The organism is Leptothoe sp. ISB3NOV94-8A (assembly GCF_043421595.1).
Classification (GTDB): domain Bacteria; phylum Cyanobacteriota; class Cyanobacteriia; order Phormidesmidales; family Phormidesmidaceae; genus Leptothoe; species Leptothoe turfae.
In genome coordinates, this window is sequence record NZ_JAXSQW010000001.1 from 6,532,369 (window position 1) to 6,557,084 (window position 24,716).

Consider the following 24,716-nt stretch of genomic DNA (forward strand, 5'->3'; position numbering starts at 1 on the left):
TTGTTAAAGTCGGGTAGTCTTAGCTCTATCCTTGGGTAGGTTGCTAAGCATCGGATTAAGAATCGGGTGCCGTGATGGGTTCCTGTTGGGGGTCATCCGGGATGGCAGCAGGGCGTAGATTTTGCCAAACTAAAACTCCGGCTACACCAGCCACACTGACGGCAATCAAGAGCAAAATGCTCAAAACCAGAGCTTGTAAGGATCTTCGCGGTTTCTCTTCAGTCGGTGTCTCCATTTCTGTGGGCTCCTCACTCTCCCCATACAGTAGGGCTTTAGACGCCGCAGTCAGCTCTGTGGAATAGCTTATGTCCTGTTGGGTTGTTATGGATGGAGGTGTGATCGGGTCGTCAATAATGACCGTATCACCCGTCATGGTGCAACTCATGAGCACAACGGCAACATTGTCATGCCCATTCTTTTGATTGGCTAATTCCACCCAAGACTCTACGGCAGTGGGTAACGGCACAATATTTTTCACAATCAGGCCGATATAGTTAGCCCATGATGTTTCTACGCGATGATTGTCGCTGAGGCCATCGGAGCACAGTAACAAAACACCGGTTTCATCCAAGATAAAACGTTCCACATGGGGTTTGAGGCTATCGGCCTCGCGGGTGCCTAGAGCTTGGGTGAGAGCACCGGCATCAGTGTGGGCATAGGCAGCAGCGGGGTAGCTTTTGCCGGATGTGATTTCACGTCCTGCCACATCGTCATCTACCGTAAGTAAATGACAGGCTTCGGGGGTGATCCAATAGGCGCGACTATCACCCACGTGGGCAATATAGAGCTCGTTCACTTCTTCGTAGCCCTGCGGTGTGGGAATGCGTTGGGGAATCATCAGGGCGGCTACCAGGGTGGTGCCCATGCGCTGCCGTTCGGTTCGCCCTTGGCTATCGTTTTGGCTAGCGACCAAGTTATTGGCAACCCTAATGGCGGCTTCAATCTGGCCCATCACCACATAGGGAGGCAGAGGTTCTTCTTGTTCAGCAATTTCTGTCAGCAGCCCCCTGAACTGTAGCTGGAGCGATCGCACCACGGTTTGGCTAGCAATTTCGCCACCAGCATGACCACCGACTCCATCGCAGACCACGGCAATCCGAGGCAAGCTAGGCAGATCAGCAGGGCTAGACCGCTCTAGTTCCACCTTGCTGGGGTAGCAGGCATCTTCATTGTGGGGCAGTTGGCCACTGCTGGTGCTACCCGCTACCTGAGTCGCCAGCGACATATCCATTGCCTGGCTCAGTAGAACTCGATTAAGTTGCTCAAGGATGCGATCAAAATTTGGCTGAGACCCATCGCACTGCTCTAAAACGGGTCGGAGATTATTGGCAACTGCCGGTACTGACTTAGACAGCAGCGCTGCAATCAAATTCGCCAGATTTTGAAGAGGCGGTTGCCCCGGAATCAAATTACTTAACCGTATGCGCCAGCCATCAACATGGATAGCTTCAGGGGCTGTCAAGCTAGCCGCCATATTCATGCCAAATAAGTGGGGCCACAGATTAAATAGCTGCCAGCACCAATAAACTTGGCGAAATGGTGTGGTTCCAGCCCAGGCTGTACCTAGGGTGGGCATCAGCCTGCCATGACGATCAATCGGGGCATTATCGAGCAGTAATACAGGGCCATCAATCAGCTTGCATTCTCCATAAACCGTTGGTAAGTGCAACTGGTGAGGATAGGCTCGCAGGTAGGGTAAAGCCGCCGCTGAAACAGTTTCTGGATGGTCTGGAGGCTCTGGAGCTTGGGTATCATGCCATATACCTGGACTAAGCACCCAATAGCGTTCATTTACGCTTTGGCCAGGTGGCACATCACGCCCAGGTCCCAGGGCTAGAACGTATTTTTTAAATGGGTAGACGTCCATTTGAGTCATGTCAGCCAGCGATTTTGCCGATATAAACATTTGCCATGTCCAGAATTGGAAGTTTTACCTAAAGAAACCATAGGCTTCAACCTGGACGCGGTTTAGAACTACAAAGGGAAAAAGATTAGGTTAATGGTAGTCGCAAAGCGCTCAAATGAGGAATTCTTTAACAATGAGGAGTTCTTTAACATCTCTGCCGATCTGGATCTGGCTGGATTACCCTTGAGATAGCTAAAACGTGAAATACCAATGAGCTTGGCGATTTTTTGGATTCTGCTTGGCGTAGCACTCTGTGTCATGGAATTAATGATTCCAACGGCATTTTTAGAATCTGCTTTAGGGGTGAGTGCCATTGCCGTGGGGGTGCTAGTGATGCTGCTGCCCATTGCATTTAGCTGGCAGGTGGCACTGTGGATGGTGCTTTCAATGCTGCTGTTCTGGGCACTGCGACGGTTTTCTCCACGGCGACAACCCCCTGCGCTCATGGATTCAACAGAAGCAAGAACGATTACATCGATCCCAGCAGGTCAAAGTGGACGCGTGATATATGAGGGGAATTCATGGCCTGCATGCTGTAGTGATCAAGATGTTGCGATCGCGACCAATCAAACCGTCATTGTCGTTGGTCGTCAGGGGAATACGCTAATTGTCATGCCCGAAAGCGCCCTCTTGTAGAGACGGTTGTAGGGGGCATTGCCTGCGACGCCCCTACAAAAATATCCCAAAATATTTTTTAGAAAGACACACATCATGAACCCATTTGCACTTCTGATTATGTTGGCTCTTGGCGGTTCCATGGCCGCTGGCTCAGTCCGTATTGTTAATCAAGGAGATGAAGCCCTAGTAGAAAGCCTGGGCCGATATAACGGCAAAAAGCTCCAGCCTGGCTTAAATTTCACCGTGCCCTTTATCGACAAGATGGTTTATAAGCAAACCATTCGCGAAAAAGTGCTCGATGTCCCCCCTCAGCAATGCATTACCCGCGACAACGTTTCTATTAGCGTAGATGCCGTTGTTTATTGGCGGATTGTCGATTTAGAAAAGGCCTACTACAAAGTTGAAAATCTACAAGCGGCCATGGTCAACCTGGTGCTTACCCAAATTCGGGCAGAAATGGGCCAACTAGAGCTAGACGAAACATTTACTGCCCGTGCCGACATTAATGAGACCTTGCTGCGGGAGCTGGATATTTCCACTGATCCCTGGGGCGTCAAGGTAACTCGTGTAGAACTACGAGATATTGTGCCGTCTAAGGCTGTGCAAGATTCCATGGAACTACAGATGGCTGCCGAACGCCGCAAACGTGCCGCTGTACTGACATCGGAAGGTGAGCGTGAGTCAGCGGTGAACGCAGCTCAAGGCCAAGCGGAAGCAGAAGTTTTAGCCGCTGAAGCGCGCAAAAAAGCAGCAATTCTGGAAGCAGAAGCAGCGCAAAAGAGCATTGTGCTTAAGGCTCAGGCCGACCGGCAAGAAAGTGTTCTGCGGGCTCAGGCCACGGCAGAAGCTGTGCAAGTGCTAACTCAAAAACTAAAAAGCGATCCCGCCGCCCGCGAAGCGCTACAGTTTTTGCTGGCCCAGGGCTATCTAGATGTCGGTAGCAAAATTGGCGCTAGCGATAGCAGTAAAGTCATGTTTATGGACCCCCGCGCGATTCCTGCCACATTAGAAGGCATGAAATCCATTGTGGGAGATTTACAGCAGCAGTAGCCTAGAGGCTGCCCCAAACTGATCGGGAGTAAAAAGATGGGCAATATGGGCAAGCTAGTGATCCCAAGTTTAGCTGGAACCCCTTAACCTGAGGCCGCTTGGCATTTAGCGCAGAGTCCGAAGAACTCTAATGTGTGGTAAAAAATGCGGAAATGATGGGAATCGTTGAGGTGCTTCTCCAGCTCATGGACTGGACACTCTTCGATGGGTAGCGATGCACCACAGCGGAGGCAGGTCAGGTGGTGACGATCTTCATGGGTCAGACTGTAGAGCGATTCCCCATTAGATAATGTCCGTACTTGAACCGTGCCATCTAGTTTCAATGCTTCGAGGGCTCGATAAACGGTGGCCAGACCAATGCGGCTACCATCTTGTCGCATCACACCATGCAGATCCTGAGCAGATATGGCTTGCTCCTGATTTTGTAGTGCTTCCAGGATGCGCTCCTGGTTACGGGTCCGACGAATAGCCATGGGATTTAAGGAATGGATTCTATTAGCTTAGATCGTAGTACCGTGCTTAGGGTAGACCTGCTGGCGACGTGATACCAGGGGTGCGATAGTATTGAATTTGTCTACTTCTGGATTGACATTGTGGCGCAGACTTATCAGGCTCAAGTGTATGTGACTCTTCGTCCTTCGGTGCTGGACCCGGCGGGTACGGCGGTGCGCTCTGGATTAGAGCACATGGGATATGACAATGTGACGCAGGTTCGCATTGGGAAATATATAGAGGTTTCGCTGACGGCGGATAGTGAAGAGGCTGCGAACGAGCAATTGGATCGCATGTGTGATCAGCTTTTGGCAAATCCGGTGATTGAGAATTATCGGATTGAATTACAGACGATGGCGACCGCCTAATATTCGATACTCTGTAGGGTGAACACTGCCCACCATTCAACATTTAGTCCCCCTGCCCATACCCCAACCCATTCCCCACCTATTTTTGGTCCCATGAAATTTGGTGTCATTACATTTCCCGGTTCTAATTGTGATCGCGACGTTGTTTACGTCACCCGCGATATTCTTAAGCGTCCCACCCATCGCATCTGGCATGAAGATAGCGATTTAGGTGATATAGATGTGGTGGTGATCCCCGGTGGCTTTAGCTATGGTGACTATCTGCGATGTGGTGCTGTCGCCCAGTTTTCTCCGGCGATGCGGTCTGCTGTGGACTTTGCCAATAAAGGCGGTTTGGTTTTGGGCATTTGTAACGGCTTCCAGATTTTGACTGAGGTGGGACTGTTGCCCGGTGCCCTAATGCGGAATCGAGATATGCGGTTTATTTGCGATCGCACTCCTCTAAAAGTAGAGCGCACTGCTCTGACTTGGACCAGCAACTACACCCAGGGGCAGGTCGTGACGATTCCCATCGCCCATGGTGAAGGTTGTTATTATGCTGATACAGATACCCTAAAGTCTCTAGAAGATAATCAACAAGTTGTTTTCCGCTACAGTAGCTCAGATGGCACTGTTGACAACAACAATAACCCCAACGGATCCCTCAACAACATTGCTGGTATTTGTAACAAAACCGGTAACGTGCTTGGCATGATGCCCCATCCAGAGCGAGCGGCAGATACTAGACTCGGTGGAACCGATGGATTAGCCCTGTTTGAATCTGTCTTACAATCGGCCCTCAGTGTCGCTTAGCGGACATCCCCACAACACAACAGGCTATAAATTGCTAGACCATAATCAAAAGTAGGCTTCCAGCCTCAATACTTACAAACAGCCTGCTCTACACATAGGCATCTTCAGAGCAGGCTATTTATATTTGCTAAGACTTCTGCCAATAATTGTTAGCCGCAGCAACAGTTGCAAACTCAGTCGCAACGGTCTGCCCCACAGCGATTAGCATCATGGCATCCGACGCATAGACATTTCGCAATTTATCTCTCTCGGCTGCATCTGGCTGCGTCATTTTAATAATGAGCCGCGCCATTTTAACAGCTAACTGCCGTCCCTCCTCAGGCGTATCAGTAATCAAAGAATTACTCGGAACCAATGTAATTTCTTCCATGGTAATTGCCTCTGGTTTTCAGAATGTACAACTTTAGTGTGCGTTAAGTCGCACAGTATTAAATCGTGCACGATTTAATTGTAGCAAGTGTCATCAGAAAGTCAATCGTGTGCGATTAGATCGTGTATTGCTATAATTGTGGGAGAGCTGATGCCCCTGGTACGGCAGCCTTTGTATGCTCTTTATGACAAGAAACTATGGCTGACTCGATTTCCCACCCTAATGAATTTCTTCGGTTTGACGATTTCCTATGCTTTGCACTCTATGCTGCCAACCACGCTATGAATCGTGCCTATAAGCCATTGCTCGATAAGATTGGGCTTACTTATCCTCAGTACATTGTGATGGTGTTGTTATGGGAAAAAGATGGGCAAACCGTTAAGGAGTTGGGCGAACGGCTGTTTTTGGCATCGAATACACTAACGCCTTTGCTAAAGCGGTTGGAGAAAATGGGCTACGTCACCCGACAGCGGGATCCGAAGGATGAACGCAAGGTGCTCATTTATCTGACCCAGGTAGGAAAAGCACTCAAGCAAGATGTTCTGGAAATTCCTGGCTGCATTATTAACGCCACAGGTCTGACACCGAAAAATCTGGAGTCTCTTCAGGATCAGCTGTCTCTACTGCGCCGAAATCTGGAAACTGCTCTAAAAACAGGTGCTATTGAATAAAAGCGGCGCAGGTTATTGTGCGCTAGTCTTTAACCCTGTTATTGTCATAGTAAAAATTTGCCTCAATGTCTATCCTCGCTTCAGGTTTGTTGTCATCGTAGTAGTTCACATCTTGTGTTCGGGCAGACCAGTGAACTCTAAATATGTTGAGGCTGTTTTGAGCAGAAATTATGATGTGATTATCACGTAGTGGTTGATGATCATAGTAGTAAAACAGAGCATTACAGGAATCTTCCCTGTCATTGTCGGTTCCTGCATAATGCAATTGCATCCCAGCCAGATTGTTGAGCTTGAATTCAGCAATTTTGATGCCTAACTCCGCATTGGGGTTTGCTGGAAAGTTGGAAGTATCTGAATTGGGTTGTGCACCCTGTTCGGTGGTTTCAATTTAGAGCTTGTGCTTCGATAAGGTAACGGTGGAATTTGACTGGCACCTGTTGAGTTTTAGCAAATTCGCGTCCAAAGGCAGCAATAACAGCTGAATGTTTCGAAAAAGCCATTCCTTTACCTTCTAGAAATGCCTGGGCAACGTAGAACATACTGTAGTAAGCACGAGATGTAGCGTAATCGGCAAAGTTCTTGCTCAGTAGGAGTTGAGCAGCCTCTAAACTTTGCTGTGCTTTTAAGAGAAGTTCGCGTTGCTCATCAGTCATATAACAATGCCTTCTCTGCGAATATTACGTAGAAGAGGACCGTTGCGAGTATTATAACGATCTTCATCCATAAATACACAGCTAATCACTACATCATGCTGAAGCGAGAGATCAGCAACCATCTTGCTAGTGTGTTTAATTTCTACTCCAGCATTGACAGGTGGTTTTAGAACAACTAATACATCAATATCTGAATCAGATTTTGCTTCACCACGAGCCTGGGAACCAAAGAGTGTCAACTGCAAAAGCCGATTTTGATAAAGATCTGTCAACTCTTTTTTTAGGCTAGAGACAATAGACCGAGTTTTAGGGGCAACCGTTTTTGCATCTTCCATGGTGTGTAATGTAGCTACTTGCAAAAGCTTTCTTTGGGAGCCATGACATAAGTAAAGCTATTTACTAATGACATCAACTAGAGGACGAAACTGGTGTTCTAGTTCAGTACGTGCACTGAGTAATGTGGGAAATGGTCGACTACCGTAGTCTTCACCTATTTTTAGGGGAAAAATATCCATCTCTTCTAGTGGAGTCCATATAGCACCAGCCGCTTGAGTAATTGCCCAAACCGCAGCGATATCCCAAATTTTGGGTGTGGCTTCCACTGCCCCTAAGCTAATGCCTGCGGCTACGGTCAGTAAGTTATAGGTGGCTACGCCCAGCATGCGAATTTTGCAGGGGAAGGGATTTTGCAATACTTTAAGACTGCGGGCACAGAGACTAAAAAATTGACTGCCTGCAACATCGTCTGACGAGGTATGGATAGGTTCGCCATCGAGAAACGCACCACTGGGTCCCTCCAGACCGGAGGTGCCCATAAAGAACCCATGGAACTGCTGATCCAGCGTTGGAATGTACACATGGCCAAAAACTGGTGTGCCTTTGTATAACAGGCCTAAGGAAATTCCCCACAGAGGCACACCACGGGTGAAGTTTGTGGTGCCATCGATGGGGTCAATAATCCAGCAAAAGTCCTGTTCAGGAAAAATATGGGTGCCCTCTTCGCTCAGTACACCATGCTCTGGTAACTCTTTTTGTAACCGTCGCCGCAGTTCACCATCAGCCCACTTGTCTGATTGGGTTACCAGACTGCCGTCGGTTTTTTCTTCTGCTGTAGCCTTACCAAAATCTTTGAGTAACTGCGCACCGACAACGGTGGTTGCAGTTTCAGCGATGGTGAGAATGTGCTGCCAGTCTGGGGTCATGGGGTTAGTCCATATCACTTTCTAGGGCGGTTGCGATCGCACTCTTTGCAGTGGTCTGAAACTCGCGAATGTTCACACGACTGACAATGGCTACCGCAACTAACATACCAACTGCCTGCGTACCAAAAACCAAACCATAGGCAGGCAGCAGCTGCGATTCAGGCACTGGGCCACCCGCAATGGTTTCAACAATACGTTTGCCTAAGGAAAGTAAGCTGCCACCTAGCACTGTAGCCGTGCCTCGGGCAATGGCCTGGGCTAACCCCCAAGCACCAATAAAGGTACCAGCTACTTCTGTTACGGTTAAGTCCAACATCAGCAAGATTGAACCTGTCGTTAAAACCCCAGAAGCCAAGCCAAATAAACCCACACCTAACATCAGCTGTTGAGGATTCCCCGTGGTACCAAAGACAATTAACAGAATTAAGCAAAAGGCAGCCCACCAACAGCCAAATTTAATGGTGCGCTTTTTACCCAGTCGAGGAGCCAACCAAAAGCCAGTTGCGACAATGCCAAACAGAGTACCCATGCCAAAGTAAGCATTGAGCTGGGTAGTTTCGGCAATTGACATACCAAAAATCTGCCCGCCGTAGGGCTCCAAGACGGCATCCTGCATAAACAGGCTGAGACTGAGTACGAGCAAAAATACAAAGAACAACCCAGTCTGACGGCTGGCGGTTAAAACCTTTAAAGCCGCTCCAAACGTAATCTGATCGTCTCGCTGACGTGTGCGTTCTTTCAGGCGTGAATATTTTTTCTCAATGCCAAAGGTACTAATAATCGCAATCCCACAGACAATGGCAGGCGCAATAACAAACAACCGATTAATCGAGCGCCGTAGTTCATCAAGTGTGGGGGTCTCACCTAAAGAGTCGAGGACAATGGTGGTGATGATTACGCCTGAGACGATGCCCACCATCAACATACCCCAGCCGATTCCCACTAGCTTAGACTGGGTTTCCTCATCCGACACATCCACCAATAACGCTGTGAAGGGGGTAGACGTAGAGGCTAAGGCCAAACCATAAAGGGCAAAGATCAAGGCTAGTAGGCCAACCCAAGGATAGACATCAATAGTCCAGCCTGCAGTTTCAATGCGACTACCAATTTGCCAAACAATTTGGACAGCGCCAAAGGCCATCACCGCCATGGAAACAATGCCCAACCATATGTAACCGCTGCGATGGTAGCCAAAAAGTGGCTTAGAGTCGGACATCTGACCGATCCATACACGGGCTGGGGCCATAAATTGATGGACTGCGATCGCACCCGCCGCAATCAAGGGAGGCATACTCAGCTCAGTAATCATGACGCGATTCAGCACCCCCAGTGTGAGCAATGACATAATGCCAAGCCCCATATTGAAAATGCCCAGCCGTAGCATCGTGAATAGGCCAAGTTTAGGAATAGCGGTGTCAGAAGCCGTATAGCTATTGGTCAGATCTGGACTGCTCATAGCCGTCGATTTTGCTCAAAGGATTTACTAATACGCAATACTCAGCTTAAACGCCAACAGCCCTTAACGCGTAACCTTTAGTTCCCAATCTATAACCCCGTAGGGGCTCCCCTGGTGGGTGCCCTGCCAAAATGTTTGCCCAGCAACCAACATCGCAATAAAAAAAGCGGCAGGTATTACCTGCCGCATAGCCAAACTAGGAGAGTTAGAGAAGAGTCATAGAGAATGGGTCAGGCGTGATTAGGTATTCCCAACTAAACACGCCTGTATACAACTAGAAGACGTTATTCAGCAGCTGTGTCAGCAACATTTACCTTAACTACCTGGTTACGAACTTCGGCAGCTTTAGGGACATGTATTGTCAAAATGCCATTGCTGTAGTCAGCTTTCACCTGCTCATGATCAACTGCTACAGGTAGATTGACTACACGCTGGAAGCTACCATAGCGACGCTCGCGACGGAGGATCTGCTGATCATCGCCAACCTCAGTAGCCGTACGCTCACCTGAAATAGCAATGTGCTTGCGGCTGGCTTCGATATTAATATCGTCAGCCTTGATGCCCGGTAGAACCACCTCTAGGACATAATCATCACCAGCATCAACGAGATCAACGGCGGGAATCCAATCTGTTGTTGTGGGGGTGAGATCCTCAAAAATGTTATCGAGCTGTTGTTTGATGGTTTCGATTTCTTGAAAAGGTTGCCAGTAGCGTACGATCATGTGTTGTTTCCTCAGTTCTCGATTGTGTTGTGTCGTAGCAGAAGAGAGACTGTTGTCTGTCTGTTGAACCTCTTCGCTTGCCTTACAGTCACTATGATGCCGTAATGCTTTGACTGTACCCAGGGGAGAGAACCCTACCCGAAATTAGGGCTTGCCGAAGAGATATTGCTGCCCAAATAGAATGGGGTGAAGAGAACCCTAATAGTTGGATCGGTTGGCCGTATCTTAGGGCTATGGTGGAGAAGAAATAGAGCTAAAACCTATGGCAAAAACAGCATTAATTACGGGCGCATCTGGTGGAATTGGATACGAACTGGCTAAGGTTTTTGCCACGAACGACTACGATCTGATTTTGGTGGCTCGCAGCACCGATAAACTACAGCAAATTCAAGCTGAGCTTACGCAGTCCAATAATGTGCAGGCCCATGTGATCAGTTTTGATCTGAGCCAACCCGAATCCCCACCGAAGCTATTTGAGCAAGTCCAGCAGCAAGGTCTGACAGTAGATGTTCTAATCAACAACGCAGGCTTTGCCGATTATGGTCCCTTTGCTGACTGTAATTGGGCTAAACACAGTGCCCTATTGCAGCTTAATATGGTCACCTTGACCCATTTGACACGGCTGTTTTTGCCGCCGATGTTGGAGCGGGGCTACGGCAAAATTCTCAATGTGGCATCAACGGCTGCATTTCAGCCTGGTCCCTATATGGCCGCCTACTACGCCAGTAAGTCCTATGTCATGTCGTTTACTGAGGCCTTAGCCCATGAAGTCAAGGGGACAGGGGTGACGGCCATGGTGCTGTGTCCTGGCCCGACCCGTGGTACTGACTTTCAAGCTCGGGCCAATCTGGGCGATATAGAGTTCTTTAAGCAGCTAAAGCTACCCAATGCTACAGATGTGGCTCAGTTTGGCTATGATGCCTTAGGGCGTAACCAGGTGGTGGCTGTTCATGGTATTTTCAACCGTCTATTGGTGTTTACCAATCGTCTGATGCCCCGTCAGGCAGTGACTGACACCATTGGGCGGTTACAAGAGCCTAAGGAAAGCGTATAGATCGTAATTCTTAGGGGCGGATATTTTTATTGATCGTAAACGAGATGGATGGAGCGGCTTGGGTACGGGGTTGAGCTGGAGGGGCCTTTGCTGTGGTGGGCTGTTCGGCTTCTGCGGCATCGAGTGGCGTTGAGTTGCTGGTGTCAGCAGCGAGCGTCGTTGAAGCCGATTGGATAAGTTTGGGGGCGGTGTTGCTTGCGATCGCAAGCCCTATCCCTGCTAACACCGACATCGGCAGTGAAAAATCCGCCAGCCAATGTAGCCCGGTTACCCAGTTAAACAGTTCGATCCCTACGTATAAACAGACAATGCAGATTGCCCAGAAGTGCATTCTTCTTTACCAATGCTTTAACGTCGTCCCTTTGTATCACATCCCTTGAAATATAAATCTGAATTCCCAACCCTTGATTCTCTATAGGTATGACTCCTAATTTTTAATCAATTTTTCATTATCTAGCGGCTAGAGGATGGCAATAGCGCTAGAGTGAGGTAAGTGGGGTGACGCCCATTCGATAGACAACCATTGAACGAAACTATTGTGGACGCTGCTTTCAAAGGAATCATTCGGCTATCAAAACGGGAAATTGAACAGATGCGTAAGGCTTGCCAGCTAGCTGCGCGTCTATTGGATCACCTTGAGCCAATGGTTAAACCCGGTGTTAGCACCCTGGAACTTAATGACGAGGCTGAGCGTTGGACCCAGGCTCATAATGCCAAGAGTGCTCCCCTGGGATACCCTGGTGGCGAGGGCGTTGAGCCATTTCCCAAGTCTATCTGTACCAGCGTCAACGAAGTCGTTTGTCATGGTATTCCTAATGCCAAGCAAATTTTGCAAGACGGTGACATTATCAACATTGACGTCACCCCCATTTTGAACGGTTACCATGGCGATACCTCCCGTACCTTCTTAGTGGGCGATGTCTCACCCCAAGCGCGCCGATTAGTGGAGGTCACCCAAGAAAGTATGTACCGTGGGATCAAAGCCGTTAAACCCGGTGCCCGCATTGGTGATATCGGGGCTGCCATTCAGACCTACGCGGAAGCAGAAGGGTTTTCTGTGGTGCGTGACTTTGTCGGGCACGGCGTCCACCGCATTTTTCATACAGAACCTCAAATCCCTCACTACGGTACAGCTGGCAAAGGGAAAAAGTTGGCAACCGGTATGGTATTTACCATTGAACCCATGATTAATGTGGGTACCTATGACGTTGAATTATTGGCTGATGGCTGGACTGCCATTACCAAAGATCGAGCTCTAACCGCTCAGTTTGAACACACAGTTGTGGTGACTAAAGAAGGGGTAGACATCTTGACCCAGTTACCTGTGGCAGCAGCGGTTTAAGTACAGTTACTGCCTCAATTCATACGCTCAAGCCCATGCATAGAGTTTTATATTTACTTTTACTTTTGCCGATGTTGGCCTGTACGGGATCTCCAGATCCCAGTAGGCTAGACTCTGCACCGACTCCTGTACCTGAGACAGTGGCTGAACCTGTGGTTGAACCTCTTTCGACAAACCCTACCGATGCTAGCGGTCTCCCTGTGGCTGATATAGACGCAGTCGCCGTTACTGGTGAAGCAGGCAACTACACATTTGCCGTAACCATTAGCAGTGCTGATACCGGGTGTGAGCAGTATTCTGATTGGTGGGAAGTGGTGGATGCTCAATCAGGCGATCTCATTTATCGACGTATTTTGGCCCACAGTCATGTCAATGAGCAGCCGTTTACCCGCAGTGGTGGACCTGTTGCCATTGAGCCCGATCAAAAGGTAGTCATTCGAGGGCATATGGGGGGGCTACAGAGTCATTATGGTGGTCAGGCGCTGGGCGGTAGCGTGGAGTCTGGCTTTCAACCCGTTGAGGATTCTTTACCCAGCTTAGAGACTGTTGAACCTCTACCAAAAGGCTGCGCTTTTTAGAGGCCCAGCGTTGCTTAGGCGCTTGCAGCTAAGTAACCACCCATTTCCCATCCACAGCCCTAGCCTGGGACTTTATTGCTGGGTAGTCCCCCTAGTGGGATAACTATCGGCCATATTGAGCAACCTCAATTGTTTCAGGCCTCATGTACTGACAGCCTCATGTACTGACATAGGAACTGTTGCTAGAAAATCTCTTTTTTCTTTTTTACAAAGAATCTCTTTGTTACATTTTAAGTTCTCTTTTCTTACAAATTAACCACCCTATAATGCCTTAAGATTTCAAAGCATAGAATCTTTTTAACTGGCCAGGACACGGGGTTAATAATGTTGCTGAAAAACCGCGTTGCTCTCATTACATCAGGAGACTGTCGAGTAGGGCGTCGAATGGCCAGCTTGTTGGCACGTCATGGGGCTAGATTAGTTCTTTGTGGCATCAATAAAGCCCATGGTGACAAACTGGTTCATCGTTTAGAACAACAAGGCGCTAAGGCGAGATTTTGTCTAGTGGATGTGGCTGTGTCCAATGATGTGGAAACCGTCATTAAAGATGCGATCGCTACATTTGGTCGTATTGATATTTTGTGTAATAACGCTAGTTTTAGCCTCTTAGGGAATGAAGCCTCTGTTCTAGATCTCACTACAGAATCATGGGAGCATATCGTTGGCCTAAGTTTGCAAGGAGCCTTTCTGTTCAGCCAGTATGCTTTGCCATTTTTGCAGCGTTCGGCCACGGGTTCGATTATCAACATTGTGCCCTATCCCCATAAAGGAATGCATGTTGTAGAGGGCATAAGCCGGGGTTGGATGATGGCAATGACCCGTGACATTGCCGACGGCACTACTCAGTCAGGAGTGCGAGTTAATTTAATTTGGCCCCATGTGGCCGTCAGTGGAGCGACCCTATCGAGTTATCAGACTGCCCTTGCCCATAGGGTATTTCACATGGCTAAACGCGATAAAGATGCTGCCCGAGCCATCGCCCGAGCAACTCTATATCTGGCATGTGATGCTTCTGTAGATATTACGGGCGCAATGGTTATAGTGGATGCCGACTACCCGCAATGGACATAGTTTTTTCAGAAGGTTTGAGAGCAGTCGTTGGAAATATCCATCAAGTCTGCTACTAAGCAGCCAGATCATCTTGAACTTCTAATTCCCCTGTCCATACTTGTGTAAGCAGCTCAACACCAGCCTCACTTAGTAAAACGTCGCCTCCCTCATAATCAATGTCTTGGGCGGCACCCCCTGCAGCAATGACCAGATCTTCTATCCACAGATTGCAGGGAGTGAGGGGGGTAAGCTTGAGTAGCTGATCCAACTGCTGACATATTGCTGGTGGAAGATCCCGTTGGATGATTTGGTAGAGGGCAATTCCGGTGCGCTGTTCTATTCCACCGAGAACTTGATGCATATACCAAGCGGCTTCGTTCGTGGGGAGTTGTTCTAGCCGCTTTTGCAGTTTTTGTAGGAGGGTCGCTAGAAAATCAACGCCGAGATGTTGATTCAGTCTTTGCACAGGACTATCTAAATCCCGTTCAATGACGTTAGAGATTTCATGCCAGTTAATATCGGGAAATGCAGTTTGCAGCAAAATAAAGCCGCGCTCGTTAATGTGACAAGTTCCTTGACTGAGGTCATAGGAGAAATCCTCCCCCGGTTGGGCCCCGGCTTCAATTAGCATACGAAATAGTTGAACGTTGTCAGAATTCATAATAAGAGCAGTTAGAGATGGTCGCTATACGTTTTTTAATATTTTGATTTTCATATCAACCTAGCTACTACGGATGAAGACTGGTGTATCTGTGGGTACAGAATCCTCAAAAGGATTATAAAATCAAGCCAAAAAATTGAGTTGTCAAAGTGTACGACGTGTATAGCTTTCCTGGTAGCGTATGAATACGTAGCTTGTGTCAGTTTCACCGTGCGTCTACGGAACCTAGGTTAAGCTTAAGTAGGCTTTATATACGATGCCTATCTAAATAATAGATAAATTTAAGTTAGTAAAGCCTCACCCATAGGGGTACGCCTGCGCGCTATGGCTGCTCTCGATAGGCCGCATAGACAGCGTTGACGTTATACCAGTTCAGAAAAATGCGGGCGACTTCTAGGGAAAGCTGAGGACGTCCTTGGTCAATCAGCCACTGCAATAAAGGTTTGAGTGTGCGTTCGTTCAGCAGACCACCCAGGGAAAGCAGGCCCCATAGCAACCGATGTAACCAGGTCATTTGAATCATCATACGCACGTCCAGGGTGGGGTGTTTTTGATAAAACACGACGCCCATGCGTGCCCGCTGGATTTCTACATCAATGAGTCGGGGTAAATCGTCCAGGCTGAAGGGTGGATGCCAGTGATACCCTACGGCTTCCGGGCATTTGACTAGCTTTAGCCCTAAGTTTTTGAGGCGTACGCCTAGTTCTAAGTCTTCCCAGCCATATTGGGTGAACTGGGTATCAAATAATCCTGCTTCAGTGAGCCAATGTTTTGCGATCGCAACATTCCCTGTTGCAAAAAAGGCTTGGGAATAGTCCGTCACCTTAAAGGGTTCTGACGTAGGTTCGTCAAAATTGCAGGTATTCACCACTCGCCCATAGGTAAATACGCGGTCATTGCCCTGGCTGGTGTAATGCTTGGTTAGGGCATCGGCATGGTGCTGTAAAAAGCCATCGAGCACCACTAAATCACTGTCGATAAAAATGATGGTGTCGCCGATGGCCTTCTCCACTCCCAGGTTACGGGCAACGGCAGCGCCCCTGTGGTTTTGCTCGTAGAGTGTGACATGGGGAAATTGTTCAGACCGTAACCACTCAACGGTGCCATCAGTGGAGCCATCATCCACCACCACGATTTCATACCCTTTGATTTGTGTATTGGGGCGAACTATCTGGTGTTCCATGGCCCGCAGGCATTTTTCTAGGATGGGTCTGCGGTTGTATGTGGGAATAACAACACTGAAATACATGGATACATGATTAGGGGCATTGCCCTCTATGATAACGGTCTGGTTAGACTATCTCAGGCAAGTGTGTCGGCCTTCTCGCTCCTGTCCGTAATAATTGGCGTGTCACGATTTAATCGCAAACATCAAGAATCTAGATACCTTGAGCCTTCTTAAACTGCAATAATAAGTGGCTGTGATTTTATTTTTGGGTTAAAACTATGGGTCGGGCTGAACGGGTTGTACTAGCCTATTCTGGCGGTGTGGACACGACTGTGTGCATTCCCTACTTGAAAAATGAATTTGGCGTCAAAGAGGTCATTACTCTGGCGGCGGATCTAGGTCAGGGTGAAGAACTCGGCCCAATTCAGAAAAAGGCACAGGATGCGGGCGTGAAGGAGTCGCTAGTGGCCAATGTGACCGAAACATTTGTGACGGACTATGCCTTTCCGGCAATTAAGGCCAATGCCCTCTATGAGGATCGCTATCCGCTGTCAACGTCCCTGGCCCGACCACTCATTGCCAAGGAACTGGTAGCTGCTGCGGAAAAATATGGGGCGGATGCAGTGGCCCATGGGTGCACAGGTAAAGGTAATGACCAGGTACGGTTTGACGTTGCGATCGCGGCCCTCAATCCCAACCTCAAAGTTCTGGCTCCTGCCCGCGAATGGGGCATGAGTCGTGAAGAAGCCATCGCCTACGGAGAGAAGTTTGGCCTCACCTTCCCAGTCAAAAAGTCTTCCCCTTACAGCATTGATCGCAACCTGCTAGGCCGCAGCATTGAAGCCGGTATCCTCGAAGATCCGTGGGCCGAACCCCCGGAAGAAGTGTATACCCTGACTAAGGCCATTGCCGATACCCCCGCCGAACCCGAGTACATTGAAATTAACTTTGAAAAAGGGATTCCTGTCGGCATCAACGACAACAGCCTGAGCCCGGTGGATCTGATTAGCCAGCTCAACGATATTGCAGGCAATCACGGCATTGGTCGTCTTGATCTGCTCGAAAACCGGCTGGTGGGTATCAAATCTCGCGAAATCTACGAAACCCCGGCTCTGATTACCCTACTTGCTGCCCACCGCGATCTTGAAAGTCTCACCCTGCTGGCCGATGTCACTCAATATAAGCGTGGCATTGAACAAACCTACAGCGAGCTTGTCTACAATGGTCTCTGGTTCAGTCCCCTTAAGGCAGCTCTTGATGCCTTTATCGACAAAACCCAAGAGCAAGTTTCTGGCACCGTTCGTCTAAAACTCTTCAAAGGCAATGCCACCATCGTGGGACGTAAATCCACTAACGCTCTCTACACTGAGGAACTAGCCACCTACGGCGCAGATGACCAGTTTGATCACAAAGCCGCCGAAGGCTTTATCTACGTTTGGGGTCTACCCACCCGTATTTGGTCAGAGAAAATACGCTCATCCTCATAATACCCAAATTTTGCCGGGGCATTCCTTGGTGGATGCCCCACTGTCTTAAATATCCCCTAATATTTAACATCCCCAATATTTTGGAATATTGTTGCTTCAACCTAAATTAAACCAACCCGTCATTGCAACGGCCAATGCATCAGCAGCATCATCTGGACGGGGAATCTTCTCAAGTTTTAATTCTCGCTTGACAGCTTCCTGTACATCTTGTTTATCAGCGTTGCCATAACCTGTAAGAGACTGCTTAATTTGGGCTGGGGTAAACTCCACAAAAGGTAATTTATGCTGGGCTAACACCAACATGACAACACCTCTCGCCTGGGCTACCAAAATTGTGTTGCCCATGCGATAAAAAAACAATTTTTCAATGGAAACAGAATCGGGATGATAAGTCTCAATCAAACTGTTGAGATCTTCGTAAATCGTACACAACCGTGAACCGACCTCGGTCCCTGCTGGGGTTTCGATAATACCAAAATCGACCACTGCGAGATCTGGTTTCAGATCTCGGGTGGTTGCTGGATCATATTCAAGAATGCCGAATCCTAAAATGGCTAAACCAGGGTCCAGTCCTAGGATTCGTTTGCGCATTTATCGAGCACCTACGGGAGTACGACCATTGGTAGACGGATCAGGGATAGTAACGCCAAAGACATTACCAAAGGTTTTCTCCACCTTGTATCCCGAGTCGATGGACTCCAGCGGATCTTTGCGCAGACGATGGCGCAGGCAAAGGGCAATCACTGTTTGGATATCGTCAAGGGTTACTTCAGTGCGGCCTTCGTAAGCGGCAAGCGCCTTCGCTGCCCGGTTAGATACAATATCGCCTCGCAGGCCATCCACATCTAGCTCAGAGCATACTTGAGACACTTGCAATTTATACTCTTTGTCAATGGTGACATCCTTGAGTCGTTGTTGTGCACTAACGATTTTGTCCTGCAAAGCCTTCTGCTCAGCATCGTACTTAGCCAAAAATGCGTCGGGGTCTTGGTCGAATTCAGAGCGCTGTTCCACAATCTGAACGCGCTGGACGGGGTCCTTCACGGTACGAATTTCAGCGTGCATGCCAAATCGGTCCAGCAGCTGAGGGCGAAGTTCACCTTCCTCAGGATTACCCGAGCCAATCAATACAAACTGGGCGGGGTGACGAATGGAAATACCCTCACGTTCTACGGTGTTACGTCCTGATGCAGCAGAGTCTAGCAGTACGTCTACCAGGTGGTCATCTAATAAATTGACCTCATCTACATATAGTAAGCCGCGATTAGCTTTAGCCAGCAGACCAGGTTCAAAAGCTTTAACACCCTCAGATAGTGCTTTTTCAATGTCAATAGTGCCGCATACACGGTCTTCAGTTGCACCCAGGGGAAGGTCCACCATGGGTACTTTCATGGTTCCTTCTGGAATAGACTGACCTTCGTACTCACGCTTAACCTCAGGATCTTGAGGCTCACGGTTAAACGGATCGTTCTCTACCACACTGATCTCAGGCAGCAGGTCTGCCAAGGCACGGATTGTCGTGGACTTGCCAGTACCGCGATCACCCATGATCATCACCCCGCCGATCTTAGGGTCAATGACATTCAAGATCAGGGCCAGTTTCATATCTTCTTGGCCGATTACCGCAGTAAAGGGAAAAACGGCGCGCCGGGTAGAGGTAGCAGTACTCACAGGGCTTCTTAAATGCAGGGTTATTTAACGACTAGGTTTTATTGTGCCACAGTGCGGTTCGCCTACTGCTGTCATTCAGTTTCTGCTCATTTAGGCCTCAGGTGCATACGTTAATCTATCAGCAGCTGCATTTGTCACGTTCTCTGTTCGCCGAAGTCATGAGCTTTATCCACATTCGTCCCAACTGGCAATTGCCTGAAAAATTCGCAACGTCAAAAGCTGCTTACCTAAACCGTCGTCGCTTTCTAAAGAACTTGGCTGGTGTGGGGCTGGGGATTGCGGCTACGAGCTGTACCGGTCGCCCCTTAACTGCACAAGGGACCGAGGAACTAGCCAGCACGTTTGGTGACCCCCTCAGTAATTTCACAACGAATTCGGTATTTGCAGATGCTGGGCGTTCGGTGACTAACCAATTATTTGCCAGTCGTTACAACAACTTTTATGAATTTGGCCTTACTAAGAATATCTGGTCGAATGCCCAAAGACTGCCCACAGATCCCTGGAAACTGGAGGTTTCAGGGTTAGTCAAAAACCCTAAAACCTATGATCTAGACGATCTCTATAATAGGTTTCCTCTAGAAGAACGCATCTATCGATTTCGCTGTGTTGAAGCGTGGGCCATGGTGGTTCCCTGGTTAGGGTTTCCCATGCGTAAAGTTTTAGAAGATGTAGAACCGACATCAGATGCCAAATTTGTGCGCTTTGAATCGTTCTATGACGAGAACATTACCGAAGGTCCCTCAATATCGTTCTCAAACTTACCTTGGCCTTATCACGAGGGGTTACGCATTGAGGAAATGGCCAATGACCTAGCCTTTTTTGCTGTGGGTATCTACGGTCGCACCATGCCCAAACAGCACGGTGCTCCGATTCGTATGGTGGTGCCCTGGAAGTATGGCTTTAAAGGCGCTAAATCCATTGTCAAAATCGAGTTCCTAGCAGAGCAACCAGCCACCTATTGGAATACAATTTCTCCCAACGAATACAAATTTGAGGCTAATGTTGAGCCTGACGTCCCTCATCCCCGCTGGTCACAGAAACGAGAACGCTTGGTGGGTGCAGGCGAAGCATGGGATTGGGAAAAGCAGGATACGTTGATTTACAACGGCTATGGTGACTATGTAGCTGACCTTTATGCCTAGGTGGGGAAAGTTTTGCTCATTTTGCAATGAACAATGCCAGCTTCTAAAAACTCAGGACTCGTAATGTCATAGCCCAGGGATTGATAAAACGGGACTGCCATTTTCTGTGCATGGCACCATAGTTGGGATAGCTGATGGTCGCGACCAATAGATTCGATTTCTTCCATGATTCGCCGTCCCAGTCCTCGACGTCGAAAGCTAGGTAATACGGCTAGGCGACCAATTTTTCCATCATGACGGATGTCTAGGCGGGCTGTGCCTGCAGGGCAGCCGTCAACCAAGGCCAGTACATGCTTGGCAATGGGGTCACGGTCATCCATCTCAAGTTCTACAGGTACACCTTGCTCAGCTACAAATACGGTTTCGCGGATGGTACGAATGGCAGAATCGTAGGCCGAAAGTTCGCAACGGACAATTTCGATGGCCATAGAGAGGGCTGAATTGGGTTATAAAAAACGAGTGCCACGGTCACTTTGCCATATTATGCATATTGCTGACCCCGACTATATCAATCCTGTTTTTTCCTTTCCCTATCGCGGTGTGACGATCCAAATTACCCGTGGCACCTATCTGGGAGCAACGATTTATACAGCCTGGGTTGACTATGCTACAGGCAGTGCGGTAGCTGTACCCAAGGCCTATAGCCGAAGTAAAGCAATTAGACGCGCAAAGGATTGGGTTATCAAGAAATTTGTGTTCTGAATAAAAAACAATTAGTGAGTGATCAGTCACTGGCTTACCCACTAATTGTTTTCATGTGACAAGAATTAAATATCATTGCTGATTTAGGGATGAGTTGATCTAGCAAAATTACCTTAGCCCTCATATCTTGCAGATCAAATCCTCCCGAGGATAAGCAATGGTAATAATTTAGTCGATTGAGTCGGTTGATTCTTCAGTACTTACATCTTGAGCTGAGGAGGCATCTTCCTTCTTGTCTGGAATGAATAACTTTTCCAAACGTTCTTTCGACCAGCTTTCACTGACAAATGAGACGGCACTGATCTCTTCCAGACGCACTAGCCAAACGGTTCGGCGAGAGACTTCGTCGTCGGGCTCATCGTCTTCATCAGGCTCGTATACATGAACATAAACGATTTCAACACAGGTATCGTCCAGGTATACAGGAACACCACTTAACCCCCCCCAAGGAAGGCGAACCTGAACTTCAGTGCCTTCTTGCATCGCCTCATCTAGACGCTGATGTAAACGCCCAGAATAGGACTGCTTTTTATTATCCCCAACGAGGTAAGGTCCTTGCCGATTAGTAGTCATGGCGATCCCTGTCAGCTAATGAACAAATTAAATTAATCAATAGTTACGTTGAGGTTGACCAACGCGTTCAAAATGCAGCTATCAAAATGCTACTGTTTCGTTATGGTTATAGATCGATAACGATTGAACTTTATTAGATCCCCTTATTAAAGGTTTGGTTTCTTATTTGAATTACATCGCTAAACATGGATTTAGGGGTATCTTAACTATGAGCTTAGGACGATCATCCTGTATATCTAGCTTACTCAGTTGGCTTAGGCGTGACAGTAAGTATTTCTGCACATTGTGGAAATAAGCTATGGGGGGGCATCTGCTCACCTGGCTAATGCTTTCAGGCAGCAAAATGTCAAATGTCTTTAGAATTTTGGGCGGATTAGGTTGGGGGGACCTAAATTACCTGTGGTTATTGATGCTTGCACCGTTGCAAATATTCATGGGCAATTTCCTAAAGATTGCCTAGATATGTGACACATATTATACACAGGCAGTATGTTGCTGATTTCGCAATTCTAGCTGATCTTTTTAAGAACGGTTTGCTTTGATTTAATTAGCTTTGATGGTTATTGAGAACAATCTTTTTGATTGGCCTTTACCCAGAGAAAAAACTCTTGATATGTACGATTTGTCACATCTGTCAAAATTCGAGAGCGATACGTGAAATGGCCTATTAAAATGAGTCAATTCTGCAAATGTTCTTTAAGATTAAAGCAATCGAACAACCAGTTTGTAACCTGTCCTAGTACTGGCTAGAGGCATGGAGCTGAACGCTACTGTAGTAGAAGTACATTGGGATCTTATGGCGTTTGCCTTAAACCAGTACAGAAAAAAATTCCATAGGGGATGTAAACTCAGACTTACGGTTTCGAACTTTTTGTACTACAACTGTAGTATGTAAGTGTCCATTCTATATAATTCCTAAAAACGATTAATGAGCCTGAATACCAAGCTGCCCACTACTGATATGCAAGTCACTAGCATCCGTTTCGAGCGGGAGCTGATTGATAAGCTCAAAACCCTGGCAGGCAGTCGTGGGTATCAGTCACTGGTACGCGAGGTGCTGTGGGATTATGTGCGTCAACATTCTGATGATCCTGGCTTTCAGATACAGCGTCAGCAAATTCGTGCCATTATGGCTGCCGAAGCGCAACGTCGTGAGCGCTGTGCCCTAACTGGAGTCACCATTGAGCCTGAAGAGGAGATGTGGATGGCGTTTACAACGGATCATGAATTAGTGCCATTAAGTGTCGATAGCTTGGAAATAGACTAGAGTAGCGGTTTTGTGGCAAAAATTCTTGGTAGGACTACACCTGTTTGTGTATGGGGTTAGCCTTGTTCAACCCTATGTCTGGTAGTCTGGCGGCTATATGCTTCAATCTTGCCGTCAATGCCTTTAAATCTTTGCCCTTGTGGAAGTGGATCTGCCTATGCCAGGTGCTGTGAACCCTATTTGACAGGGGGCGATGTAGCACCTACGGCAGAGGCTTTAATGCGATCGCGATATACAGCCTATTGCGAGGGTAATGTAGATTATCTACTCGCTACCCATCATCCAACCAAGCGGACGTTTGACGATCGCATTAACCTGCTTAAAAGTATTAAGACTACGGTTTGGCAATCCCTGACCGTGGTCAGCACCCGCAAAGGCCGTGCTAATGACACCGTTGGCCAAGTGGAATTTATGGCGGTTCACAGCCAGCCAGAGTGGGGCCAACTGCATGAACGTTCCAGGTTTACCAAAGAAAAGGGTCGCTGGTTTTATCTAGATGGTGAGATGCTGCCGCCGATACTACCAAAACGTAATCAACCCTGTTGGTGTGGGAGCGGTAAGAAGTTTAAACATTGCCACGGTAAATAGATTGTGAAGTATGGGTTTTGAGTTCTAAGGAGCAAGCCATAAATAAATTCCAAAAGTAAATGCTGAAGAGACGTTCCATGGAACGTCTGTACATCCAAAATTTGGAAATTAATTAATTTTTGCTTCCTAAGTCACTTGCTTTACGGCAAGTTAGGGCCAAATAAAGGACGCCAACTCTCATAATTCATCATTCAAAACTAAGAACTATTAACCTCAACCTGTTTACTACAAACTACGTAGCCAATTTACGCACTGGCCCTCACTCGATACCCTCCTCATTACGCTACGTTAGTCTCAGTGAGGAGACATCGGCTAAGTTTACGGTAATAAGGAGCGAATCATGGGCTGGATGACAATGCCTCAGATTTCAGGTTTGAAAATTCTCCCCTTCTCCCATATCCTATCGATCACTAAGGTCAGCGTACTTGCCTTAAGTGTGACATTGGGGCCTACTCTGGGGGGTGGTTTGGTTTTAGCCAATGACGGTGAAGAGGCTCCTGAACCTGTTAGCTCTCGGTTTACCTGTGAGATTCAAGATGGTGAGTACACAGTCATGTATCGTCCCAAGAGTGAGCCTGGTCAAGCATATCCTTGGGCTGTGCCCGCAGAGATGGGTGGTGGCTGGACTCCTGAACGTCGTTGTGAGACTATTAGTGCCCGACTAGAGGAGTATCGTCCTGACGGTCTTGTCGAGCTACGTACAGATGTTGAAAATGGTTACAACACGGTGTGTGCGACTACTGAAGAATCATTAGAATCTTGCCGCATCGTCTTTACTGTACCCCCCGGTCAAGACCCAGTAGCAACACGGGATGCTGTCTTTTCTAACATTACCCTAGCGGATGCCGGAACAGGTACTAACGCAGTCAATACCTTTGTAGGTGGTGCAAGATTGCCCGAGACTGATTTGTTCGGAGTCGGGGCTTTGGATAGTGAGATTTTGGGAGCGGTGGATGAGATTTTGGGAGGTCGTTCCTCCACGCAGCATCACGGTATTTATCTGAAGCCTTATCTAGACCCTACAGATGGTGGTACTGGTGAGTATCTCAATCAGGCAGGTCGCAGTTTCAATCCTGACAATTTCCGTTAGGTATTAGTCCACACAGTTACATAAATGGGGGTGACACCATCGT

Annotated in this window: 30 protein-coding genes; 15 read left to right on the top strand and 15 right to left on the bottom strand. The window is 48.0% G+C overall.

The genetic code is table 11. The features are described 5' to 3' along the window. Nucleotides 1-55 precede the first annotated feature (55 nt). On the bottom strand, nt 56-1,906 hold the full coding sequence (locus SPB21_RS28065) for a PP2C family protein-serine/threonine phosphatase (RefSeq protein ID WP_499868326.1): 1,851 nt from the start codon (nt 1,904-1,906) through the stop codon (nt 56-58). Nucleotides 1,907-2,164: 258 nt separating this feature from the next. Between SPB21_RS28065 and SPB21_RS28070 the strand changes: the two genes are divergently transcribed. Together SPB21_RS28070 and SPB21_RS28075 are read left to right on the top strand one after the other, a co-directional pair. Next, entirely contained in the window at nt 2,165-2,542 is a 378-nt protein-coding gene (locus SPB21_RS28070) for an NfeD family protein (RefSeq protein WP_250566025.1), read from the top strand. 75 nt (nt 2,543-2,617) lie between these two features. Further along, entirely contained in the window at nt 2,618-3,574 is a 957-nt protein-coding gene (locus tag SPB21_RS28075) for an SPFH domain-containing protein (protein WP_490794593.1), read from the top strand. Between the two features lie 83 nt (nt 3,575-3,657). Here SPB21_RS28075 and SPB21_RS28080 read toward each other — a convergent pair whose 3' ends face one another. Continuing rightward, nucleotides 3,658-4,047: a Fur family transcriptional regulator gene (locus tag SPB21_RS28080; RefSeq protein WP_163663387.1), complete on the bottom strand. Its 390-nt coding sequence runs from the start codon at nt 4,045-4,047 to the stop codon at nt 3,658-3,660. 120 nt (nt 4,048-4,167) lie between these two features. Here SPB21_RS28080 and purS point away from each other — a divergent pair, with 120 nt between their 5' ends. Both purS and purQ read left to right on the top strand, forming a co-directional pair. Then, nucleotides 4,168-4,434, top strand: a complete 267-nt coding sequence (gene purS / locus SPB21_RS28085) for a phosphoribosylformylglycinamidine synthase subunit PurS (RefSeq protein ID WP_006518270.1) — start codon at nt 4,168-4,170, stop codon at nt 4,432-4,434. Nucleotides 4,435-4,527: 93 nt separating this feature from the next. Then, the gene (purQ, locus tag SPB21_RS28090; RefSeq protein WP_163663385.1) at nt 4,528-5,226 is read left to right on the top strand and encodes a phosphoribosylformylglycinamidine synthase subunit PurQ; all 699 of its coding nucleotides are present in this window, start codon (nt 4,528-4,530) and stop codon (nt 5,224-5,226) included. Between the two features lie 127 nt (nt 5,227-5,353). On the opposite strand, the gene SPB21_RS28095 is transcribed toward purQ, so the two are convergent. Then, complete coding sequence (locus tag SPB21_RS28095; RefSeq protein WP_163663383.1) at nt 5,354-5,596, bottom strand: hexameric tyrosine-coordinated heme protein; 243 nt, start codon at nt 5,594-5,596, stop codon at nt 5,354-5,356. A gap of 197 nt (nt 5,597-5,793) precedes the next feature. Between SPB21_RS28095 and SPB21_RS28100 the strand changes: the two genes are divergently transcribed. Next, nucleotides 5,794-6,267, top strand: coding sequence for a MarR family winged helix-turn-helix transcriptional regulator (locus tag SPB21_RS28100; RefSeq protein ID WP_499868329.1), 474 nt, complete (start codon nt 5,794-5,796; stop codon nt 6,265-6,267). Between the two features lie 383 nt (nt 6,268-6,650). On the opposite strand, the gene SPB21_RS28105 is transcribed toward SPB21_RS28100, so the two are convergent. From SPB21_RS28105 to SPB21_RS28125, 5 genes are all read right to left on the bottom strand, one after another. Beyond that, nucleotides 6,651-6,920, bottom strand: coding sequence for a HEPN domain-containing protein (locus SPB21_RS28105; protein WP_499868331.1), 270 nt, complete (start codon nt 6,918-6,920; stop codon nt 6,651-6,653). Beyond that, a complete protein-coding gene (locus tag SPB21_RS28110; protein WP_163663377.1) occupies nt 6,917-7,255 on the bottom strand; it encodes a nucleotidyltransferase family protein in 339 nt (112 codons plus the stop codon). Before SPB21_RS28110 ends, SPB21_RS28105 begins: the two co-directional genes overlap by 4 nt. Nucleotides 7,256-7,312: 57 nt before the next feature. Beyond that, on the bottom strand, nt 7,313-8,122 hold the full coding sequence (locus SPB21_RS28115; RefSeq protein WP_499868332.1) for an inositol monophosphatase family protein: 810 nt from the start codon (nt 8,120-8,122) through the stop codon (nt 7,313-7,315). 4 nt (nt 8,123-8,126) lie between these two features. Then, complete coding sequence (locus tag SPB21_RS28120) at nt 8,127-9,578, bottom strand: BCD family MFS transporter (protein ID WP_499868334.1); 1,452 nt, start codon at nt 9,576-9,578, stop codon at nt 8,127-8,129. A gap of 284 nt (nt 9,579-9,862) precedes the next feature. After that, nucleotides 9,863-10,300, bottom strand: coding sequence for an Hsp20/alpha crystallin family protein (locus SPB21_RS28125; RefSeq protein ID WP_163703024.1), 438 nt, complete (start codon nt 10,298-10,300; stop codon nt 9,863-9,865). Between the two features lie 262 nt (nt 10,301-10,562). Here SPB21_RS28125 and SPB21_RS28130 point away from each other — a divergent pair, with 262 nt between their 5' ends. Continuing rightward, complete coding sequence (locus SPB21_RS28130; protein WP_163703025.1) at nt 10,563-11,354, top strand: SDR family NAD(P)-dependent oxidoreductase; 792 nt, start codon at nt 10,563-10,565, stop codon at nt 11,352-11,354. 10 nt (nt 11,355-11,364) lie between these two features. Here SPB21_RS28130 and SPB21_RS28135 read toward each other — a convergent pair whose 3' ends face one another. Next, nucleotides 11,365-11,685, bottom strand: coding sequence for a hypothetical protein (locus tag SPB21_RS28135; protein WP_499868336.1), 321 nt, complete (start codon nt 11,683-11,685; stop codon nt 11,365-11,367). Nucleotides 11,686-11,877: 192 nt separating this feature from the next. Between SPB21_RS28135 and map the strand changes: the two genes are divergently transcribed. The 3 genes from map (at nt 11,878) to SPB21_RS28150 (ending at nt 14,345) form a co-directional block, all read left to right on the top strand. After that, a complete protein-coding gene (gene map, locus SPB21_RS28140; RefSeq protein WP_284681703.1) occupies nt 11,878-12,696 on the top strand; it encodes a type I methionyl aminopeptidase in 819 nt (272 codons plus the stop codon). A 35-nt stretch (nt 12,697-12,731) separates the two neighbouring features. Further along, on the top strand, nt 12,732-13,274 hold the full coding sequence (locus SPB21_RS28145) for a hypothetical protein (RefSeq protein WP_250564900.1): 543 nt from the start codon (nt 12,732-12,734) through the stop codon (nt 13,272-13,274). 324 nt (nt 13,275-13,598) lie between these two features. Continuing rightward, nucleotides 13,599-14,345 carry an SDR family NAD(P)-dependent oxidoreductase gene (locus SPB21_RS28150; protein ID WP_163663365.1) on the top strand — a complete coding sequence of 249 codons (747 nt, stop codon included), beginning with the start codon at nt 13,599-13,601 and terminating at the stop codon, nt 14,343-14,345. Between the two features lie 52 nt (nt 14,346-14,397). Here the strand turns inward: SPB21_RS28150 and SPB21_RS28155 are convergent, their stop codons facing one another. Both SPB21_RS28155 and SPB21_RS28160 read right to left on the bottom strand, forming a co-directional pair. Beyond that, a complete protein-coding gene (locus SPB21_RS28155; RefSeq protein ID WP_163663363.1) occupies nt 14,398-14,985 on the bottom strand; it encodes a protein kinase family protein in 588 nt (195 codons plus the stop codon). Between the two features lie 322 nt (nt 14,986-15,307). Next, nucleotides 15,308-16,234: a glycosyltransferase family 2 protein gene (locus SPB21_RS28160; protein ID WP_499868337.1), complete on the bottom strand. Its 927-nt coding sequence runs from the start codon at nt 16,232-16,234 to the stop codon at nt 15,308-15,310. 197 nt (nt 16,235-16,431) lie between these two features. On the opposite strand from SPB21_RS28160, the gene SPB21_RS28165 reads away from it, so the two are divergent. Further along, entirely contained in the window at nt 16,432-17,640 is a 1,209-nt protein-coding gene (locus SPB21_RS28165; RefSeq protein WP_499868338.1) for an argininosuccinate synthase, read from the top strand. A 96-nt stretch (nt 17,641-17,736) separates the two neighbouring features. On the opposite strand, the gene ruvC is transcribed toward SPB21_RS28165, so the two are convergent. Both ruvC and bchI read right to left on the bottom strand, forming a co-directional pair. Next, nucleotides 17,737-18,231, bottom strand: a complete 495-nt coding sequence (gene ruvC / locus SPB21_RS28170; protein ID WP_163663357.1) for a crossover junction endodeoxyribonuclease RuvC — start codon at nt 18,229-18,231, stop codon at nt 17,737-17,739. Then, nucleotides 18,232-19,311 carry a magnesium chelatase ATPase subunit I gene (gene bchI, locus SPB21_RS28175; RefSeq protein WP_348917922.1) on the bottom strand — a complete coding sequence of 360 codons (1,080 nt, stop codon included), beginning with the start codon at nt 19,309-19,311 and terminating at the stop codon, nt 18,232-18,234. Nucleotides 19,312-19,469: 158 nt separating this feature from the next. Here bchI and msrP point away from each other — a divergent pair, with 158 nt between their 5' ends. Then, a complete protein-coding gene (msrP, locus tag SPB21_RS28180; protein ID WP_163703709.1) occupies nt 19,470-20,453 on the top strand; it encodes a protein-methionine-sulfoxide reductase catalytic subunit MsrP in 984 nt (327 codons plus the stop codon). Here msrP and SPB21_RS28185 read toward each other — a convergent pair. Beyond that, complete coding sequence (locus SPB21_RS28185) at nt 20,450-20,881, bottom strand: GNAT family N-acetyltransferase (protein WP_163703030.1); 432 nt, start codon at nt 20,879-20,881, stop codon at nt 20,450-20,452. The genes msrP and SPB21_RS28185 overlap by 4 nt on opposite strands. Between SPB21_RS28185 and SPB21_RS28190 the strand changes: the two genes are divergently transcribed. Then, nucleotides 20,874-21,155, top strand: a complete 282-nt coding sequence (locus tag SPB21_RS28190) for a hypothetical protein (RefSeq protein WP_499868340.1) — start codon at nt 20,874-20,876, stop codon at nt 21,153-21,155. The two genes, SPB21_RS28185 and SPB21_RS28190, sit on opposite strands and share 8 nt — an antisense overlap. Before the next feature lie 168 nt (nt 21,156-21,323). Here SPB21_RS28190 and SPB21_RS28195 read toward each other — a convergent pair whose 3' ends face one another. Beyond that, complete coding sequence (locus SPB21_RS28195; protein WP_163660576.1) at nt 21,324-21,728, bottom strand: hypothetical protein; 405 nt, start codon at nt 21,726-21,728, stop codon at nt 21,324-21,326. Between the two features lie 928 nt (nt 21,729-22,656). Between SPB21_RS28195 and SPB21_RS28200 the strand changes: the two genes are divergently transcribed. The 3 genes from SPB21_RS28200 to SPB21_RS28210 all read left to right on the top strand — a co-directional run bounded on the left by SPB21_RS28200 (nt 22,657) and on the right by SPB21_RS28210 (nt 24,673). After that, on the top strand, nt 22,657-22,995 hold the full coding sequence (locus tag SPB21_RS28200) for a hypothetical protein (RefSeq protein WP_006518245.1): 339 nt from the start codon (nt 22,657-22,659) through the stop codon (nt 22,993-22,995). 117 nt (nt 22,996-23,112) lie between these two features. Next, nucleotides 23,113-23,583, top strand: a complete 471-nt coding sequence (locus tag SPB21_RS28205) for a YchJ family protein (RefSeq protein WP_006518244.1) — start codon at nt 23,113-23,115, stop codon at nt 23,581-23,583. Between the two features lie 340 nt (nt 23,584-23,923). After that, entirely contained in the window at nt 23,924-24,673 is a 750-nt protein-coding gene (locus tag SPB21_RS28210) for a COP23 domain-containing protein (RefSeq protein ID WP_499868342.1), read from the top strand. Nucleotides 24,674-24,716: the final 43 nt, after the last annotated feature.